The sequence below is a fragment of the Sorangiineae bacterium MSr11367 genome (assembly GCA_037157805.1).
Taxonomy (GTDB): Bacteria; Myxococcota_A; Polyangia; order Polyangiales; family Polyangiaceae; genus Pendulispora; species Pendulispora rubella.
Genome location: CP089983.1, coordinates 1,782,920 through 1,802,057 on the forward strand (window position 1 = coordinate 1,782,920; position 19,138 = coordinate 1,802,057).

General features: G+C 64.3%; 14 protein-coding genes. 8 read left to right on the top strand and 6 right to left on the bottom strand.

Features of this window, described 5'->3' with window-relative positions; translation table 11 throughout:
- Positions 1-247: 247 nt before the first annotated feature.
- Entirely contained in the window at positions 248-2,461 is a 2,214-nt protein-coding gene (locus tag LVJ94_07050) for a prolyl oligopeptidase family serine peptidase (GenBank protein ID WXB06988.1), read from the bottom strand.
- A 9-nt stretch (positions 2,462-2,470) separates the two neighbouring features.
- The gene (locus LVJ94_07055; GenBank protein WXB06989.1) at positions 2,471-3,472 is read right to left on the bottom strand and encodes an LLM class flavin-dependent oxidoreductase; all 1,002 of its coding nucleotides are present in this window, start codon (positions 3,470-3,472) and stop codon (positions 2,471-2,473) included.
- A 177-nt stretch (positions 3,473-3,649) separates the two neighbouring features.
- Here LVJ94_07055 and LVJ94_07060 point away from each other — a divergent pair, with 177 nt between their 5' ends.
- The gene (locus LVJ94_07060) at positions 3,650-5,971 is read left to right on the top strand and encodes a DEAD/DEAH box helicase (GenBank protein WXB06990.1); all 2,322 of its coding nucleotides are present in this window, start codon (positions 3,650-3,652) and stop codon (positions 5,969-5,971) included.
- Between the two features lie 1,472 nt (positions 5,972-7,443).
- Here the strand turns inward: LVJ94_07060 and LVJ94_07065 are convergent.
- Positions 7,444-8,634: an MBL fold metallo-hydrolase gene (locus tag LVJ94_07065; GenBank protein WXB06991.1), complete on the bottom strand. Its 1,191-nt coding sequence runs from the start codon at positions 8,632-8,634 to the stop codon at positions 7,444-7,446.
- Positions 8,635-8,696: 62 nt separating this feature from the next.
- On the opposite strand from LVJ94_07065, the gene LVJ94_07070 reads away from it, so the two are divergent.
- Positions 8,697-9,368: an epimerase gene (locus LVJ94_07070; GenBank protein ID WXB06992.1), complete on the top strand. Its 672-nt coding sequence runs from the start codon at positions 8,697-8,699 to the stop codon at positions 9,366-9,368.
- A 724-nt stretch (positions 9,369-10,092) separates the two neighbouring features.
- Here LVJ94_07070 and LVJ94_07075 read toward each other — a convergent pair.
- Positions 10,093-11,268, bottom strand: coding sequence for an HNH endonuclease (locus tag LVJ94_07075; GenBank protein ID WXB06993.1), 1,176 nt, complete (start codon positions 11,266-11,268; stop codon positions 10,093-10,095).
- Between the two features lie 645 nt (positions 11,269-11,913).
- Between LVJ94_07075 and LVJ94_07080 the strand changes: the two genes are divergently transcribed.
- Positions 11,914-12,807 carry an SMI1/KNR4 family protein gene (locus LVJ94_07080; GenBank protein ID WXB06994.1) on the top strand — a complete coding sequence of 298 codons (894 nt, stop codon included), beginning with the start codon at positions 11,914-11,916 and terminating at the stop codon, positions 12,805-12,807.
- A 376-nt stretch (positions 12,808-13,183) separates the two neighbouring features.
- Here LVJ94_07080 and LVJ94_07085 read toward each other — a convergent pair whose 3' ends face one another.
- The gene (locus LVJ94_07085; GenBank protein WXB06995.1) at positions 13,184-13,447 is read right to left on the bottom strand and encodes a trypsin-like serine protease; all 264 of its coding nucleotides are present in this window, start codon (positions 13,445-13,447) and stop codon (positions 13,184-13,186) included.
- 138 nt (positions 13,448-13,585) lie between these two features.
- Here LVJ94_07085 and LVJ94_07090 point away from each other — a divergent pair, with 138 nt between their 5' ends.
- The 3 genes from LVJ94_07090 to LVJ94_07100 all read left to right on the top strand — a co-directional run bounded on the left by LVJ94_07090 (position 13,586) and on the right by LVJ94_07100 (position 17,736).
- Positions 13,586-15,646, top strand: a complete 2,061-nt coding sequence (locus LVJ94_07090) for a prolyl oligopeptidase family serine peptidase (GenBank protein WXB06996.1) — start codon at positions 13,586-13,588, stop codon at positions 15,644-15,646.
- 166 nt (positions 15,647-15,812) lie between these two features.
- Positions 15,813-16,622, top strand: coding sequence for a hypothetical protein (locus tag LVJ94_07095; protein WXB06997.1), 810 nt, complete (start codon positions 15,813-15,815; stop codon positions 16,620-16,622).
- A 115-nt stretch (positions 16,623-16,737) separates the two neighbouring features.
- Complete coding sequence (locus tag LVJ94_07100) at positions 16,738-17,736, top strand: MBL fold metallo-hydrolase (protein WXB06998.1); 999 nt, start codon at positions 16,738-16,740, stop codon at positions 17,734-17,736.
- Positions 17,737-17,752: 16 nt separating this feature from the next.
- Here the strand turns inward: LVJ94_07100 and LVJ94_07105 are convergent, their stop codons facing one another.
- Positions 17,753-18,553: a helix-turn-helix transcriptional regulator gene (locus LVJ94_07105; GenBank protein ID WXB06999.1), complete on the bottom strand. Its 801-nt coding sequence runs from the start codon at positions 18,551-18,553 to the stop codon at positions 17,753-17,755.
- A gap of 72 nt (positions 18,554-18,625) precedes the next feature.
- On the opposite strand from LVJ94_07105, the gene LVJ94_07110 reads away from it, so the two are divergent.
- A complete protein-coding gene (locus tag LVJ94_07110; GenBank protein ID WXB07000.1) occupies positions 18,626-18,862 on the top strand; it encodes a type II toxin-antitoxin system ParD family antitoxin in 237 nt (78 codons plus the stop codon).
- Positions 18,859-19,137, top strand: a complete 279-nt coding sequence (locus LVJ94_07115) for a type II toxin-antitoxin system RelE/ParE family toxin (protein WXB07001.1) — start codon at positions 18,859-18,861, stop codon at positions 19,135-19,137. The genes LVJ94_07110 and LVJ94_07115 overlap by 4 nt, the downstream gene beginning before the upstream one ends.
- Position 19,138: the final 1 nt, after the last annotated feature.

Consider the following 19,138-nt stretch of genomic DNA (forward strand, 5'->3'; position numbering starts at 1 on the left):
TGTATCGCGCCAACGAAGGTGTCCTGCACGAGATCGTCGACGTCCCGATCGCGCCCCATCAATCGAAAGGCCAATCGATTGGAGCGCATAACGCCGAAAGAGCGCCTCCTGCGCCCAGCCTTCGCCCGCACGCGCCGCCACCGCCAGCGCCGCGTCGGACGGGCCCGCCCCCGAACGACTGCCGGGCGACGCGATCTCGCGAACGATGCTCACGGACCATACAGTACCGTGAGCCCCCCCAAACGGGTCACGGCTGGCGGTACTCGACGCCCAGCTCGCGGAAGAGGAAGGCGAACACTTGCGCGTCTTCCTCGGCGCGCTTGAAGACGTTGGTGCCCATGCCGTGGCCGGAGTCCATCCACGTGCGCAGCAGGATAGGCGAATCGGAAGTCGAGATGGCCTGCAGCTTCGCGGCGAACGTGCGCGCATCGGCCGGGTTTACACGGCCATCGGTCACCCCGGAAAGGAGCAGCACCGAGGGGTACGCGGCCGGCTTCGCGTTTTGGTACGGCGAATAGGCGAGGAGCTTCGGCGCCATCGCCGGATCGCTCATGGAGCCGTACTCGGTGACGTTGAAGTGGCCATTCGGCCAGGACTCGTAGCGCGCCATATCCAAAATGGGGACGAAGATCAGCGCGGTGCGGGCGATGTCGGGCCGCTGCGCCAGCACGGCGCCCATGAGCAATCCGCCGTTGGAGCCGCCAGCGATGGCGAGCTTGCGACGCGAGGTGTAGCCGGCGTTCACCAGCTGGTCGGCGCTGGCGATGAAGTCGTCGAAGCAGTTCTGCTTCTTGTCGAGCTTCCCACCGGCATGCCAGGCCTCACCATGTTCGTTTCCGCCACGAATGTGGGCGACGGCGATGATGCCACCCTGGTCGAACCACACGCGGTTGCGCGGGTCGAACTTGGGCAGCTGCCCGAGGGCGAAGCCTCCGTAGGCCGAGAGGCGCAGCGGCGTGTCCGGCGATTTCTTGGTGCCGCGCACCTGCAGGACGGTGATGGGGATGCGCGTGCCGTCGCGCGAGGTGGCCACCTCGTCGACGACCTCCAGATCGTCGAAGTTCACCGGCGACTCGAAGAAAATGGGCGTCTTCTTCAGCTCGAGGCTCTTGGCGTCGAGGCGCTGGACGGAGAGAGGGGCCGTGTACGAAACGACGTTGAGGTACAGCGCGCCATTGGCCTCGGCGGCGGGGAAGACGTTCGCGCGCTCGGGGAAGCGCGCATCGCCGCGCAGCTTGCCGCCGAGGTCGAACACCCGCCCGTGGATCGAGGCCCGTGCAATGTCGAACACGACGAGGGCGTCGCCGGTCACGGAGATCTTCGTGAGGTCCCGGTCCGATGCCGGCACCACGACCTTGGCCCCTTCGAGGCGCGGCGTGCGTGCAGGCACGCGAAGGACGGCCCCGTGCGGATCGCTTTTGCGCGACACGATGAACAGCGCATCGCGCGATGTCTCGACGTCCGCCACCGCGTCCGCCACGTCGGCCAGAAGGCTCCATGTGTAGCCTTTGGCCGAGGGCGTCCCCACGAACCAGCGGTGGTCGCCGCCGTCGCCGATACTCACCCGGCACACGATGGTGCCATTTTCGCTGGCGCGCTCCAGATCCAGCTCGGCGATGTCGGTCAGGCCGGTGAGCGGCACCTTCTCGTCACGCTCGATCGGCGCGCCGATGACGTGCCGATACAGCTGCTGGTAGCGATGGAGCTCGCCCGCGGGCCGCTCGCCCGGTGCAGGAAAGCGCGTGAGGAAGATCGTTTTGCCATCGCCCGAGAAGGCCGCCGATCCGCCCGCCGTCGGGTACTGCACCCGCGGAATCGGGCCGTCGACGAGCTTGCCCGTAGCGGTCTCGAAAATGGAGAGGCTCGCGTCTTCGCTGCCGTTCTTCGAGAGCGCCACCGCGATGCGCTTTCCGTCGCGCGAGACGGTGAACCAGTCGATGGACGTCTGCCCGCTCGGATCGAGCACCGCAGGGTCGATGACCGTGCGCGGTGCGTCCGGCTTCTCCAGCGAGGCGACGTGCACGATGGCCGGCTGCGGCGCCGTGGGCGCGCGGCGCATGGCGAAGTACCCGTTGGTGGTGCCCTGGATGTCGGTCAACGTTGGCTTGGAGCGCTTCGTCAGGCTCGTGAAACGCGCCCGCAGCGCATCGAGGTGCGGGTAGCCGTGCAGGTTGGCCGTGGTGAAATCGTTCTGCGCATCGACCCACTTGGTGACCGCCGGATCCGCGGAATCGCGCAGCCATGCGTAGTCGTCTTGGAACGAGGTGCCCCCCGCTTCGACGGTCTCCGGCTTTTTCACGGTGGGTGGATACGCGGGGCGCGTCTTGGCGGGCGCCGCGGCCGTCGCCGGTGTTGGTGCGGGCTCGGTTTTGGGCGGCGGCGCCTCCGACGGCGGGGGCGGCGATCCGCCGCAGGCTGCAAGCAACACGGAAACGAGGGGAACGACGCGGAAACTACGCATGGTACCGCTTTACGACGAGAACGCGCCGGCGACCAGCTCGTACGACTTACGCCGCGCAGCGGCATCGTAGGCGTGGGTGGCCAGCATGATCTCGTCGGCCTCCGTGCTCGAGGCCGCCGCCTCGATGCGTTCACGCACGTCGGCCGGCGTTCCCACGATTTGCATGCGCCGGAAATGGGCCACCGCCGCCTCCTCCAGGGGCGAAAACTCGTGGGCCAGGGCCTCGTCGGGGCTCACCAGGCGGCCTGGCTTGCCGGCCCGGAGCTGCGCGAACGAGACGAGCACCGAGGACGCCATACGCCGCGCTTCCTGCACGGAATCGGCACAAAAGACCGAGAGCGCCAGGATGGCGTGCGGCTTCGCCAGCGGGCCCGGTTGAAAGCGCTGGCGGTAGATGTGCATCGCTTCCTCGGGCGGATCGGGGCTGAAATGCCCAGCGAACGCGAACCCGAGGCCGAGCGCCGCGGCGAGCTTGGCGCTGTACGAACTGGAGCCCAAAAGCCAAATGGGCGGCAGCTTCACGTCGTCCGGCATCGCCCGGATGGGCGCGAACGGATGGTCCGGCGGCATGGCATCGTCGCCGAAGCCGCGCAGCTCCTCGAGCTGCTCGATGAAGTCGTCGGCCGCGAGCGCCTGCCGCGAACGGCGCAGGGCCAGCGCCGTGAGCGTGTCCGTGCCGGGCGCGCGCCCGAGGCCCAGATCGATGCGTCCCGGGTGCAGCGCCTCGAGCAGCCGGTACGACTCGGCGACCTTGAGCGGCGCGTGGTTCGGCAGCATCACGCCGCCCGCACCCAGCCGGATGCGCGAGGTGCTGAGGGCCACGTGGGCGATGAGGATCTCGGGCGTCGTCGTGGCGATGCCCGGCATGTTGTGGTGCTCGGCGTACCAAAGCCGCGTGTAGCCGGCTCGTTCGGCGGTGCGCGCGAGCTCGACGGAGGCTTCCAAGGTTTCGCGGCTGGTCATGCCGCGACCGAGCGGGACCAGGTCCAGGACGGAGAGGGGTAGAGCCATTGGGCCCGAGTTTTCCTAGTGTCCAGCAAAACCTTTGGCAATGGCATGCAGGCCCAACGCCCAACCTATTGTGGCGGTCGTGAGCTCCATCCACCGCATGACGAGGTTCGGGCGTCCAGTACGAAGCGCTTAAACAAGCTTCTCGCCTTCTTTCGCCAAATCTGATCAAAAGGAGGCGTGAATTTCGTTCCTGCGGTCCGCCTGCACGCGGAAACGGTGATGGTGACCCGAACCGAAGGTCTCGGCACCTCGTACGAGGAGGTCACCATGCCGCTGATCACCTTGACCTTCCATTACGACACGGGGGCGGCCCGGGATCTCGCGGCGGAAACGCGCTGCCGGCACGCGATCGAGCGCCTGGGCGCGGTCGACCTCGCGTGCGTCGACGACATTGCACCGCCGCTCGACTGCAAGGCCGACTTCATCGTTCGCTTGGAAGGCGACGCCAACGCGTATTGCGCCTTCACCGCGCAGGCGCTGCCCAAGCTGCGTGCGCTCGGTTTTCGCGTCACGGTGGACGAGAATTACCCGTTCCAGGTCGTCGACACGCACGCGCCGTGGTTTCTGTCGATCAACGCCGCCGGCGAGGAGCTGCCCGATTGGTTCAGCCTCGAACTCGGGGTCGAGGTCGATGGCAAGCGGGTCGACCTCTTGCCGATGGTGATCGAGCTCATCGAACGGGCCAACGGCGAGGAGGGCGGGCTTCCGGCGCTGGAGAAGACCTTTCCGTCGCTGGTGGCGATGCAGGTGAGCGAGACGCACCACGTGACGGTCTCGCGCGAGCGGCTTCGTGCGCTGCTCCACGTGGTCATCGAGCTATGGCAGGACAGCCTGCACGGGGGCTTTACCTTTCCGCGGGCGCGTGCGACCGCCCTGGTGCCGCTCGACGAGCAATTCCGCACCGAGGGCACGCGCATCAGCTGGCGCGATCCCGAGCACGTGGCCGACCGCGCCTTTGCCTTGGCCGCGCGCCCCAAGAAGGTGGAAAAGCCGGCGCAGTTGAAGGCGACCTTGCGCTCGTACCAGGAAGAAGGGCTCGCGTTCTTGCAGCACCTGCGCGCCAATGGCGTGGGCGGCGTGCTGGCCGACGACATGGGCCTGGGCAAGACGCTGCAGACGATTTCGCACATCTGCAAGGAGAAGGAAGACGGGCGCATCACGAACCCGATCCTGATCGTGGCGCCCACGAGCCTGGTGGGCAATTGGAACAACGAGATCAAGAAGTTCGCTCCGCACCTGCGGGTAACCTTGTTCCGCGGGCCCCAGCGGCATGCGCTGTGGGACGAGATCCCGGCGAGCGACGTGGTGGTGACCACGTACCCCGTGCTGGTGCGCGACGAGGAGCGCTTCGAGCAGCTGCAGTTCCACATGGTGGTGCTGGACGAGGCGCAGGCCATCAAGAACGTGACCAGCCTGGCGCACAAGGCCATCAAGAAGGTCAACGCCGAGCACAAGCTCTGCCTGACCGGCACGCCGGTGGAGAACCACCTGGGCGAGCTCTGGGCGCTGTTCGCCTTTTTGAATCCCGAGCTGCTGGGCAACGAGGCTTCGTTCCGCACGCGCTACCGCCAGCCTATCGAGCAGCTCAAAGACGAGGACCGCCTCGAGTCGCTGCGCGAGCTGGTGGCCCCGTACATCTTGCGGCGCATGAAGCGCGAGGCGGCGCGCGAGCTGCCGCAGAAGACGGAAATGATGAGGCTCATTCATCTTTCCGGCAATCAGCGTGAGCTGTACGAACAAATCCGCGTGGCCGCCCACGCCGACGTGCGCAAGGTCATCAAGCAAAAGGGGCTCGCAGCATCGGCGGTGCCGATCTTCGGGGCGCTCTTGCGGCTGCGGCAGGTGTGCTGCGATCCGCGGCTGGTGCAGATGAACGCCGCGCGCTCGGTGCGGACGTCGGCCAAGTACGATTCGTTCTTCGAGTTGCTCGAGGGGCTGCTCGAGGGCGGGCACCGCGTGCTGGTGTTCTCGCAATTCACGAGCATGCTTTCGCTGCTGGCCAAGGGGCTGGAAGAGCGCGAGATCGAGCATTTGATCCTGACGGGGGCGACGCAGGATCGGCAGGCCAAGGTCGATGCCTTCGAGCAAGGGCTGGCCGACGTGTTCTTGATCAGCCTGAAGGCCGGCGGCACGGGGTTGAACTTGGTGAGCGCCGACACGGTGATTCACTACGATCCGTGGTGGAACCCCGCGGTGCAATTGCAGGCGACCGACCGCGCATACCGGATTGGCCAGCAGCGCCCGGTGTTCGTGTACAACCTCGCCGTCGCGGGCAGCGTGGAAGAGCGCGTCATGATGATGCAGCACAAGAAACGCCGCGTGTCGTCGATGCTCTTGGGCGACGACGAGCAGCAGAGCGCGGGGCTCACCGCCGACGACGTGGAGACGCTCTTGGCACCGCTGCAGGACGACGAACGGCCCGCGGTTTCGCGTGTCGCCGCCGCCCACAAGGCCGGCGCGGGCGCCCCGAACGCGCCTGCGGTCGCCGCGAGCGCGTAACGGCCCTAGGCTTGACGGGCGATGCTGCGGGTCGCCTTGTTTCTCGTCGCGGTGGTCGTCGGGGCCGCGCTCGGCAATTCGTACATCGGGCGCCTTCCGAACCATGCGGGGTACTTCCTCGTCGCGGTGGACGACGAGGTGCGCGTGCCTCTCTCGGTGACGCCTCGGCACACGGTCGTGATCGTCGTCGATGGCCTGCGCCGTGATGCGGCCGAGACCATGAAGGCGACCCGGCTGCTCGAGGGCGCCGGTCAGTGCCGCGTTTCCGATCAGGGGCCATGGACCGTGTCGCGGCCCGTCTACGCGCTTCTGTCGACGGGGCTCGAGGTCGCCCGGAGCGGGGCTCGAAACAACGATCTTACGGCGCCGTTGGCCGCCGAATCCATTTGGCAGATCGCCCGCGCCTCCGGCCGCACCGTTGCGGGGAGCAGCCACCTGCCATGGTTTCGCGAGCTCTTTCCCGATGGCTTCGATCGTTTCGACGTGCACGAGACGCACGATGCGAACGTCTTCGAGGGAGGGGAGCTCCGCGAGCTCGATTTGTTCCATCCTCTCTATGTCGACGAGGCGGGGCACCATCATGGCGCAGCCTCGTCCGACTACGCGGCGGCGGTCGCGCGGGCCGATCGTGAGACGATGGAGCTCCTCGGCAAGGTCGATTTGGCGCGCGATCTCGTCGTGTTCACCGCCGACCACGGCCATACGGCGAAGGGCGGTCACGGAGGGCCGCAACCGGAGGTGCGCGAGGTCCTGGCGTGTTTCGCCGGCGTGAACGTGGCGAGGCGCACCGATCGCGTTCCGTTCGACGGCCGCAACATGGCACCGGCGCTCGCCTTGCTCACCGGTTTGCGATTCCCGCGCCATATGCGGGCGGGGGAGGACCACCTCGACGAGATTTGGCATATCGCGGATTTCCGCGAGCCCGACCGCGCCTATGCGCAGGACCGGCGCGCCGCCATCGAGCGCTTTCGCGAGGCCAACCGCACCGCGCTGGTGCGATGGCTCGGCGATCCCGCGGGAACATGGTCGCGGCTGTACGCGCGGGAAGGCCGGGCGCAGACCTTTCGTGGCGTGGCCGTCGGGGTGCTCGCGCTGCTCCTTCTCTCAGGCCGCCTGCGCCGCCAGGTGAACGTGCGCACGACGCTCGTTTGGATCGCTGGGAGCGTCCTCGCGCTGTGGATTGCGCACGCGATTGTGCTCGGCGCGTTCGACTTCGGTGCGATCAACCTTCGCGAGAACTACGTGCCCCGCGCGTTCGCGGTGACCGGTTTGGGCGCCGTCGCCGCCATCGCGGCGCATCGGGCGTTCCTTCGTGGGACGGGCCGGCTCGCGCAGGACTTCGCCACGCTCGTTGCCTTGTTCCTCGTGGCGAACGTCGGGCATGTCGTCGTGTACGGCTGGCCGCTCGGCTTCCCGCTGCCATCCGGTCCTGCGAGCTACCTTCCTTTCATCGGCGCGTTCGTTCTCGTGGTCTATGGACTCGCGGGCTTCTTCATCTGGGTGGCCACCACGGGCGCCTCCTGGGCGGTGCGCCAGGGCACGTCGGGCCACCAGCGGTCGCGGGCGGGCGGCTCCACGGGCTCGAAGCTCTGACCCGGCTTGGGGGTGACGATGCCCACGCCCGCGCGATCCGCGGCGGCGAGCGCGCGTTCGATGGGCTCCGTCCAGCCATGGTAGGCGAGGTTGAACAGGCCCCAATGCATGGGCACCATGAGCCGCCCGCGGACCATGCGGTGTGCATCGACGGCCTGTTCCGGGCCCAAGTGCCAATCGGGCCAAGCGGCGTCGTATTCACCGATTTCGATCATGGCCACGTCGAAGGGGCCGAGCCGCGTGCCAATCTCGTTCATCACGGGAAAGAGGCCGGTATCGCCCGAGAAATACGCGCGGTGTTCGTTCCCGACGAAGGCGTATCCCGCCCAGAGCTTCGTGTCGTTGTCGATGAGGGTGCGCCCGGAAGCATGCCGCGCGGGCGTGCATACGATGGTGAGATCGCGAATGTGTGTGCTCTCCCACCAATCGAGTTCCACGATGCGGTCTTCGGGGACACCCCAATACGCGAGGTGCGCCCCCACACCGAGCGGCACGACGAACGTGGTATTCCAATCCTTCATCGCGGAGATGGTGCCGTAATCGAGGTGATCGTAATGGTCGTGCGAGATGACCACGGCATCGATGGCGGGGAGCTTCTCCTTGACCATCGGCGTCGTGAGAAGCGGCGGGAACCATCGCTCGGGGCCGGCGAAGGTGACCGGTGAGGCCCGCGGGCTCCACGCAGGATCGGTGAGGATACGGTGGCCGTCGATTTCGACGAGCATCGAGGAATGCCCGAGCCATGTGAGGCGCAGGCCGGAGGGCGGCGGCGTCCCGAGTCGCTCGACGGGGACGGGAAGCGTTGGAATCGCCTGCGTCGGGCTGCGGTAGGGGCTCGCGTGGGCCATGTTTCGGAGGGTGAGCCAGGCGTCGTTGTCGAGCGGCTCCGGGTTGACGAAGTGCCCATTTTTCCAATGGGGTGAGCGCTCCATGCGCGCACGCCGCGCCCCCTCGGCGCGATGCCCGAAGGCCGTCCAGCCCGAAATGACGGTCAGCGCCACCGCAAGCAGGAACAGCAGGCCGACCGCCTGCACGATGCGACGCCCTATGCTGCGCTTGCGCTGAGTCATTCGCAGCAGGTGCTACCACTTGGACAAAGTTTGTCAAATGTGTCACACCTGCTCCCATCGACATGAAGGTCATCCTTTTCGGAGCAACGGGCATGATCGGCCAAGGCGTCCTGCGCGAGTGCTTGCTCGATCCGGCCGTGGAGCGCGTCCTCACCATCGGCCGCGCGGTCACTGGACAGCAGCACGAGAAACTGCGCGAGATCGCCCACGGCAATCTGTTCGACCTTTCCGACATCGCCGGCGATCTGTCCGGCTACGACGCATGCCTCTTCTGCCTCGGCGTCGCGTCGACAGGCATGTCCGAAGAGCAATACCGCCACGTGACGTACGATCTCACCTTGTCGGTCGCGCGCATTTTGCTGGAGCGCAGCCCGAGTCTGAGGTTCCTCTTCGTGTCCGGCGCAGGCACGGACTCCACCGAGCATGGCCGCACCATGTGGGCACGGGTCAAGGGCCAGACCGAAAACGCTCTTCTGGAGCTGCCGTTCAAAGATTCCTACATGCTTCGCCCCGGCTTCATCCAACCGAAACACGGCATTCAATCACGGACCACGCTGTATCGGGTGGTCTATGCGATCATGACGCCGTTCTATCCCGTATTGCGCGCACTGTTCTCCAAATCGGTGACCGACACCGAGCAACTCGGCCGCGCGATGCTCGACGTCGCAAAACGCGGCGCCCCCAAACGGGTGCTCGAGGCGACGGATTTGGTGGCGATAGGGCAGGGGATTTGACCGTTGCCAGAGCTCGAGATTCGGCGATTCCAGTGGGACGCGCATCGACAAATCCGCACGGCACGGAGCAGCTCCAACTGCGAGGAGGCGTTGCCATCTCTTTGATTCATGATGCACAAAATGGTGTATCTCATCCGCGCGGCGTCGTAACGGACAGTCAATGTTTATGTACCATTGAGTAAATGCCACTCATGCTGTGCCCAGACTGCTCCGCACAAGTTTCCGATACGGCTCCAGCATGTCCACGTTGTGGTCGACCGAACGCGAAGGCAATCGCGCCGTATGGGTCGCCCCAGACTTCATCAAATGAACAGACACTGTTTCAAGACCGGCTTGTTACAGTCACGAACGTTCGACTGATCATTGGTCAAGACACGACGTACGCCATGTCGAACATCACGAGCGTGCGAGAGTTAGTCCAGCCGCGCCCGACGATTGCGTTATGGATCGGCCTCGCTATGGTCGTGATGGGAGCATCTCGTTGCAATCAAGCCGAAAGCGGAGAGGTAGGAATGATATGGGCGTGGATCTCCCTGCTCGGCATCTTGCCGCTCTATGTTTACGTCCGAACCAGGCCAAAATATTGGGTTCGCATCGGTACGGCCGGCGCTGAGACCAATGCAATTTCGTCGGTGGATCCACAGTGGACGCGGACCGTTGTCGCTTCCATCAACACCGCGATCGTCTCCAGAGGCTAAGCAAGCTTGCGATTTCGTGAGCGCTTCTACGTCAAGAGCGAGAGCGTTGCATGGACGACGCTTTCAAGGCATGGCGCGGAACCGGCCATGCGTTCCTCAACGACGTTCAGCGCATGGCGTGCTTGCGATTCTTTGAATCCCAAATATGTTAGTGCACGGAGAGCTGTCGCGGATTCGTACCCGCGCTGGCGCGGGTGAATGGGAAGATTTGGCGCGCATTGCGTTTTGAGATGGGAGGGGCGTCTCCCGGACCTTTTCTCGTCAATGTACGCGCGACCGAAATCGCGTTCCGCCGCCAAACGATTATGAGATCGACAGCGAACTTGCAGGTTGGTCGCCTCGTCGGTGCCGCCGCGCGCGCGCGCTGCGATGTGATCGAGCTCGAGGAAGGACCGGCATTCACAACGCCGGCCACTCTCGTCGACGAACGTACACTGTCCACCGTCGCGTTCGAACACCTCGCGCCGAGTGGCCCTCGTTACGTACCCAGAGCGAGTCTCGTTGCGAGGCGCTTTCGTGGCGGGGCGGCTCGTCTTTCCGAGCCGACGCTTTTCGAGCTCGACGACGAGCAGATCGAGCGCACGTTCCACGACGATCGACAGATCGCCGTCAGGGTTTGCGTGTCGCATGAGGTCCAGAGCATACTCGAGCTTCGCTTTGAGCTCGGAGGACGCCGTGAATTGCACTTTGTAGCGCTCTGGCGATAGCGGTTCGACGCGAGTTGTTTTTGCCGCACGCCCGGACGTTCCGGTCGCCGGCTGGGCAGCGGCATCCGGCAGACGACCCATCAACGACGGCACGTCCGGCCGGGGGAAATATGTGGCAAGAAGTTCCTGGACTTGGCCCTTCGTCTTGCCGGCGGCTGCGCGCAACAGCTCCTCGTGATTATCCTGCGTCAGGTAATCGCGTAGTAGCAACAGGGCCGTCAGGTGGAGATCTCCACGTTCGAGCATATTCAGCGCCAACGGAAATCGTCGAGCAATGCGTGATGCTGCGACGCGCCGGCAGGCCTCGTCATCGCTCATTCCGAGCCTACGGACGCAGAAATCGAAGAGTGACGAGCAGGCCGACTGCAAATCGAGACGTCGCTCCTCGACTTCCGCGAGATAGCTGAGCAAACGCGCAAGAAGAACCTTCCCTTGACGGACGAGGGTATGGAGGCCTTCCAGCAGCTCTTCGTTGGATAGAGCGGTGAGCTTCATGAGACCATTTTACCATCGTCATTTTCGACCCCCGTATTGGCCGCATATCACACGGGCATACGTGCGGACGGCTCGTGACTCGTTCGAGCTCGAATGATCGCGCCGTGCGGCGATGGGGCGGTCCTGGATGTCAATTCTCCCCCTGGTGGCGGTTCGGGCGCGGACCTTCGAGACGAATGTGTCAAGATAAAACTGGCGCGATTTCCTAAATTTCCTCGCATGCCGGCGAACCCATGCCGGGTATTACAACTAAGTAGAGGCTGGAGCGGCCGAATAGGGTGGTCATAGTAGTTGAGCTAAATTCAGTACTCGAGTCGCGTGGGTGAAACGGGATTGCTCTGAGAAGCGCTGGAGCTCCCACCGACAACGAACGCGCCCCGCCTCGCCATATTCGGCGCTGCGAAGACGATGGGGTGCGAGTGCATTCCAAGTGAGCGTCGCCCGTTGTTGCGGAATTCATTCGAATAAGACGCGCTAATCTGGATATTCGATTGATTCGAGGGAAATGGGGTTGCTCTGAGAAATGCCCCATCTCTCGCGAAAATTGGCGGCATCGGTGCATTGCGGGCCTGGATGGCGGGATGCTACGCCTAGTAGATAGTCTTTTGCGGAGTCTTTTCGACTCAGTTGGGTGGTTCGAATACAATGTCTACACATCCCCTCTTGGCGGAGCTCGTTCGGCTCGTGCGCCCGCCGTCTCAGGTAGCAAATGCTCACGGTGACTGGGCCGAGGTCGAAGCATCCCTCGGAGTGAAGCTGCCCGCCGACTACCGAGCGATGGTCGAGACCTACGGGCGGGGCGAATTCTTCGACAACATCGGGTTGTACACGCCGTTTGGCAAAAACAATCCCATGCGCCTCAAAAGCGATATGTCGAAGTATTTCGGAGAGCTGCGAGATTCGTCTCCAGAGGACTTTCCTTACCCGCTTTTTCCGGAGCCGGGTGGCTTACTCGCTTGGGGAGGCACCGGCGATGCACGTGAGCTCTGCTGGCTGACCAAGGGATCTCCCGAGGCATGGCCGATCGTGATCTGGTCCTGCGAGGACAGCGAATACGAGGAATACGAGCCCGGCGTGGCCAACTTCGTCGAAGGGTGGTGCAGTGGGCGGATCGTCTCGGAACTCCTGCCCAACGATGCCATCCATCTCCCCCCGTGGTTCGATCCTTACCGCCACTTGAAATACGTCGACGTCAAATTGAGTGAAGGTTCACGGCCTTATCTCGAGCGACTGCGCATCCTACAGGAAGCGCTGGCACCCACGGCGCCTCGGAACAGTTATGAGGCTGATGACGGCGACCGCCAGGACACCTTCGTGACGACCGAGACGGGGTGGAACCTCACGTACGAAACGCTGTATGGCCATCAGATCCGCATTGCGTTCCCTCCCGCCGACAACGAGCGCGCTCGCCTCGCCGTGCTCGGTGCCGCAAAGGCCATGGGGTGCGAGGTGCTCTCCGAGTGGCCGGACCCGAACGAGGCCGAGGAAGAAGAGGAAGAAGAGGAAGAAGAAGAAGAGCGGGAAGAAACGGACGAATAGCGATGAATGCCATGTCTACGCATCCGCTTTTGGCCGATCTCGTTCGACTCGTGCCGCCTCCCTCCGATGTGACGCACCGTCACGATAACCGGAACGAAGTCGAGATCGCATTGCGCGTGAACTTGCCATCCGACTACAAGGCGGTAGTCGAGACCTATGGGGCAGGCAGCTTTTACAACCGCATCACCCTCTCGGTCGATGCCGAGTTGTTGAACGTCTTCGGGGAGTCGCCGCGAACGGGCACGGTGACCTCGCGCTTGACGCCTCCACCGGAGAAGGTACGGCCATTGTTCCAGCCATATCCTATCAGGCGAACGTCATCCGCGTCGGAAACGAACTCGTCGCGAAGGAACGGAAGTGGCGCAATGTCCGTCGGTTACGCGAGAATCGCAACGCCGATGTCGTAGCCGGCTTCGATGTTCTCCGGATCCCATTGCGGGTGCGCGTGGACCTCGAGGACTTCGAGCCGGGAAGCCTCATCGGCGTCATCGGCGTTGGGGCCAGTCACGACCGTGTAGACCGTATCGGCACCCAGGCTCGCGGAATCGACGCAATGGGCAGCGGTGAGGATCACCGTGGGCGAAATGACCTCGCCGCTGCAGCAGTCCACCGCGCGAGGCGGTGCCGCTGCAAAGCCCACTCATCCGAAACGCATCCGTTTGGATGAGAGTGAGTGCTCACCGTCTCTTTTATGAACAAAAAATCCGTATTCCGAGATTTCATCGCGACGAGGGAGCGCAACGCACCCCCGCCCTGGCGGAGGTATGCTAGGGGCACCATGCATTCGATTTCCCGAGTTGCGGCCAGAGCCATCGTTCCCATTGCGACTCTTCTGACGGCGTGCGGTGGTGGTGAATCCGCGGCGCCGCCCCCACCTGCGGTGGCCGCACCCGAGCGGCCGCCGCCACCTGCGGTGGCCGCTCCCCCCGCGCCCTCCGCATCGTCGGAGCCCACGGTTCTCTCCGAGGAGCAGAAACGTCGCGATGCCGCGCGTGTCCCCCTGGCGTCCTCGATCATCGATGCATACCCGAATTGGGGCGGCCTGTTTTCGTCGTTGGTGGCCACCTATTCGCCCGATGGAAAGCGAATCATCTTTGGCTCGCTTCGCGATGGCTCGCCCCAGATTTACGCGGCCGACGTTGCTCGCCCCGCCGATCCGCCCAAGGCGCTGAGCGGGGGGCCGGAGCGCGCCCTCTCCGCGGTGTTCACGCGGGATGGCAAGTCCGTCCTGTTCTTGCGCGATACCGGCGCCGATGAAAATTTCGCCATCTGGCGCGTCAACGTCGACGGCACGGGCCTCACCAACTTGACGCCCGGCGAATCGCTTCATCGCCAGGACGTACTCCTGCCGCGCCGTAAACCGCAGATCATGATCTATGGCGCGAAAAAGGTGAGCGAGCTGACGACGAACGTGTTCTCCCAATCCATCGACGGCGGGGAGCCCAAAGTCCTCTACACCCACCCGAGGCCTGGCTATGCGACGGACGCCGCGCCGGATGCATCGCGCGCGCTCTTCATCGAGTACTTGTCGCTCAGCGATAGCGTGTTGAGCGAAATCGATCTTGCGGCCGGCAAGGCGCGCCGCGTTTATCCGCCCGAGGGAAGGAAGGGCAATGTCTTTTCGGCCATGTACTCCGCCGATGGCAAACGCATTCTGATGGCCACCGACGAGGGGAGCGAGTCGTCGCTGCTTCTCGCGCTCGACGCGGCCAGCGGCAAGGAGCTGGCGCGTTATACGAATGCCTCGCCGAAAGGCGCGATGATGCAGGCCGCCGTTTCACCCAAAGGCGATACACTCGCCGTGCGCGTCGACGCGGGCGACCACGGTGAAGTGCGCATCCTCGACGCCAAGTCGCTCAAGCTGCTTCGCGCGGTGAAGGTGCCCCTTGGCCAGGTGGAGCTCGGAAGCTTTCGCGAGGACGGGCGCCGGTTCAGCATCATGATCTCGCTTCCCAGCCAGCCGCCCAATGTCTTCGAGGTGGACGTGGCCGCCGGCAGCGTGCACCCCCTGCGTGACGAGAAACACGCGGGGCTCGATCGCATGCCCCCGGTGCAGGCCAGCATCACGTCCATCGCGGCGTTCGATGGGCTGAAGATCCCCGTCAACGTGTACCTTCCCGCCGAGCGTGCCAACGCGGAAAAGCGGAAGCTCCCGACGGTCGCGATCTTCCACGGCGGACCCGCGGCAAGCTACCCCGTGCGCTGGAGTCCCGTGAATCGGTTTCTGGTGGCGTTGGGATACGCCGTGATCGAGCCCAACGTGCGCGGGTCCACGGGCTTCGGGCGCGCCTACGAGATGGGCGACAACCGCGAAAAGCGCGCCGATTGGCTGAAGGACCTGGAGACCGTGAACGCGTGGGCCAAGGCGCAGCCTTGGTGCGATGGCGAGCGCGTGGTCGTTTGGGGCGGAAGCTACGGTGGCTACACGACCCTGATGGCCCTGACGCGGCAGCCGACCCTTTGGCGCCTGGGGGTCGACCTCTTCGGGGTCGCGGACTTGAAGGCCTTTCTGCGCACGACCTCCACGGAGATCCGCACCGCCTTCGTCGACGAATTCGGCGATCTCGAAAAGGACTCCACGCTGCTCGAGCAGTTCAGCCCGATGCGCGATGTCGACAAAATCGTCTCACCGCTCTTCGTCTACGCCGGTCAAAACGATCCGCGTGTACCCCGCTCGGAGTCCGACGCCATCGTTCGCGCGTTGCGCACGCGGCGGATTCCTGTCGAATACATGGTGGCCGCCAACGAGGGCCACAGCCTGGACCGCCGCGAGACCAAAGTGGAGCTCTTCACCCGCGTCGCCCGTTTTCTCGAGGACAACCTGAAAACGAAGCCCTGACCCGAACCGTCTAGCGCTCGGCTGTCGCGACTCATTCGTTGCGCGGACCGCTCGCGCTAGGGTGGGCTAGTGCGGCGATTTGCCACGTATTTTCGCGGATTTTTCTCCGTTTTTCGCGCGATGTCCGATCCGCACGCCCTTGAGGATGGCATAATAAACTGGACCGATGCCCTATGTGCGCCAAGCCTCGTGGTTCCTCTTGCCGCTTGGGCTCGCCGTGGTCTTCCTCGGCGCCTATGTGGCATCTGCCGAAGCACGTGTTGCGACCATCGCCAACGGGATTCTGCTGATGAAGCTTTTCGCCTTGGTGGGCTTCATCATGGCCACCTCGCGCTTCTCGTGGGGCGATCGCATGCACACCATCTGGGCGCTGTTCGTGCTCAACATGGTGCTCCTTCTCTCCAAGGACGTGGTGTTCGGGTACTCGCAGCAAGGTCTGGGGGTGCACCTTTCGCGCGAATGGCAGAAGGCGGCGTACGCCATCATGGTGTCCATCGCCAACATCGCGTCGACCGTCGCCACCGTGCTGCTCGCGCGAACCTGGCGCGAGGCGGGGTTGGAGATCTCACCCTCCAGGAGCCGCCAGATCGCCAAGTTGGCGGTCGTTCCCTTTGCGGCCCTGCTCTTCGTGGTCGGCCTGCGCGCAAACCTCCAACGGCTCCCGCCCGACGATATGTGGAAGTCCGTGCTCCTGGTGCTCATCCCCTTTGGCGACTTGCTCTGTTTTAGCCTCATTGGTCCGCTCGCCGTGACAGCCTTCTCCTTGCGGGGCGGAGCGCTCGCCGCCCCCTGGGCCATGTATGCCTTGGGCGCGGGACTCTGGCTCGTCTGGGACATGGCCAACGCCTTCTCCCACCTCTCCGGCGTCATCGTCGAATTGAACCGCGTATTGGCCCTCGGCTACACCGGCGGTGCGGGCATCGCGCAATGGTGGGTCCTTCGCCACGCCAAGACGGCGGCGCCCGTCAGCGGTTAGCTCGGGAGCGGTGGCCCCGCCGAGAAAATCTTTGGCCGCCGCCAGGAAGCTCGAAATCGCGGCGCGGTGCATCCTCCTCGCGTTGTTCGCATTCAGCGAATCGAGGAGAATCATCATGCGTTCACATTTTCGAGCCATCGCCTTCGGCGCGATGCTTGCGGCTGCGACGATGGGCACGGTCGTTGGCGCTTCTGGGTGTGGCACTTCGGAGGGCGCGCATTCCCGAGCGGCATCGAGCCAATTGGGCGTCTTTACCTCGGATGTCGCCGGCTTCGAGACGCATTCGTTTTGGTACGACACCGGGCGGGAGGTCGTCGTGTTCGATGCGCAGTTTACCGAGCCGTGGGCGCGCAAGGTGATCGCGGAGATTCACGCGGCCACGCCGTCGCCGATTCGGTACGTGGTGATCACGCACCCCAATCCGGACAAGTTCAATGGCGCACCCGCGTTTCGCGCGGAGGGAGCGCGCATCGTGGCGAGCAAGGCGACGGCGGCCGCCATCCCCGGCGTGCACGCGTACAAGAAGCATTACTTCGTGGAGATCGCCAAGATGTTCACTGCGGAAACGTACCCCGCCCAAGCCACCATCGACGAGACCTTCGAAGGCGACTTCTCCCTGCCATTGAACGGAGAAGGCCGCGTGGAGTTGCACGAGTTGAAGCATCCGGGGGTCTCGTCGACACAAACGGTGGCCTTCTTGCCGGGCATCGGCGCGCTGGTCGTCGGCGATCTGGTGCACGTGGGGGCGCACGCCTGGCTCGAAGGTGGAATCGTGCAGGGCGCGCCGCAGCCGCGCCTCGACGATTGGAAGCTCGCACTGGACGAGCTTCTCGCGTACCCCGGGGCCACCGTTTATGGAGGACGCGGGGCGAGCGCCCACGTCGAGGTCGTCGTCGCGGCGCAAAAGCGGTACCTCGATGGCATGCGCCAGTTGGTGACCGATTACGTCAAAGGCCTGGGGCCCCGGAAGAGTGAGCTCCTTGGAGACGCCGCCGGCCCGCACTTCCAAGTGCTGACCCAAAAAGCCGAACAAGCATTTCCCGAGCTCTCTCTCTCGTATTTGATCACATTTGGCATTTACGGTCTCGCGGCGCAAATCGCGAGTGGTTCTTGACCGCGGTTCAGTCCATTCAATGAGCATGGGGGCCTAGAATCGCGGACCGGCGGCGGCGGTATTCCTTGGGGGTCTCTCCGGCGAATTCGCCGAAGGCCGTGGTGAATGCGCCGAGGCTCTTGAAGCCCACGGCGTAGGCCGCCTCGGTCACGCGCACCTTGGGAGAGGACAAGAGTTCCATGGCGCGGAGCATGCGTGCGGTATGCACGAAAACGCGCCACGACGTGCCCGTCTCCTCGGCGAAGCGACGGGTGAGTGTCCGCGCGGAGACGCCGGCCGCACGCGCGCCATGTTCCGCAGAGAGCTCTTCGTCGAGGTGATCGAGGGCAAAGCGCATGGCCCGCGCGAGCTCGGGGCTTTTGGCCACGGGCAGCCGATAGGGCTTCTCGTCGGCGAGCCACCCAGGCACGAGCGCGGCGAGCGCCGCGAAGAACGGTTTCGCAATGGGGTCGTCGGTCCGCGTCTCTGGCCCCCATTGCATGGCATGGAGAATCATCTCGCGCGCGAGCGCACTCACGCCAAAGATGCCGCACACGGGCGGCGCCGACGGCACGAGCGGTGTCGCAAGGTAGATCGTGCGCAGCCGAATCGGCACCCGCGTGCGCACGACATGCATGACGCCCGCCGGGATCCACGCCGCACGCTCCGGGGGAAGCACCCATTGCGACGACTCCGCCTCCAGTGAGAGAACTCCGGAAACCGCGTAGAGGATCTGATGGCGCGTATGCGTATGCGGCTCGGAGTGAAAGGGCGCGTGATCGTCCTTCAGCCCGAACGCGGGCGCTCGTGCGGTATCGACGTCGACGATCGTGGCCATCCCGCCAGTTTACGGCGGTGGTTGAGTTTGGCAATGTTTGCCAACGAGCAAATGACGAGCCATACTTCGGCTATGCCGACTCGAAATGTGAATCTGACGAAAGAGCTCGATCAGTTCGTTGCCGAGCGAGTCACGAGTGGGCGGTACGAGAATGCCAGTGAGGTCGTGCGGGCCGCTCTTCGGTGTCTCGAACATGAGGAGAAGACCCGCGTGCTCGACGAAGCCCTCGCCGAGGGTGAAGCGAGCGGCGTGGCCGAGGATTTTCCCACGACGCTCAAGGGCGCTCTCAAGAGACTCAAGCTCAAGTGACGTTTCGGTTCTCGAGACGTGCTGTCGACGATCTGCAGGAGATTGCTGATTTTACAAAGGAACGTTGGGGGGCGGCGCAGGCCGTCGACTACGTTTCCGACCTCTATGCTTGTTTTCGTCTTCTGGGTGCCACGACGGGTAAGGTTCACCGTCCGCCCTATCGACGTCAGCGACAGGCCAAGCACGTGGTTTTTTTTCGCGTTGCTTCGAACGGCAATGTCTTCATCGTTCGCATCTTGCACGAGCGCATGTTGCCAGAGAAGCATCTGAAATAGA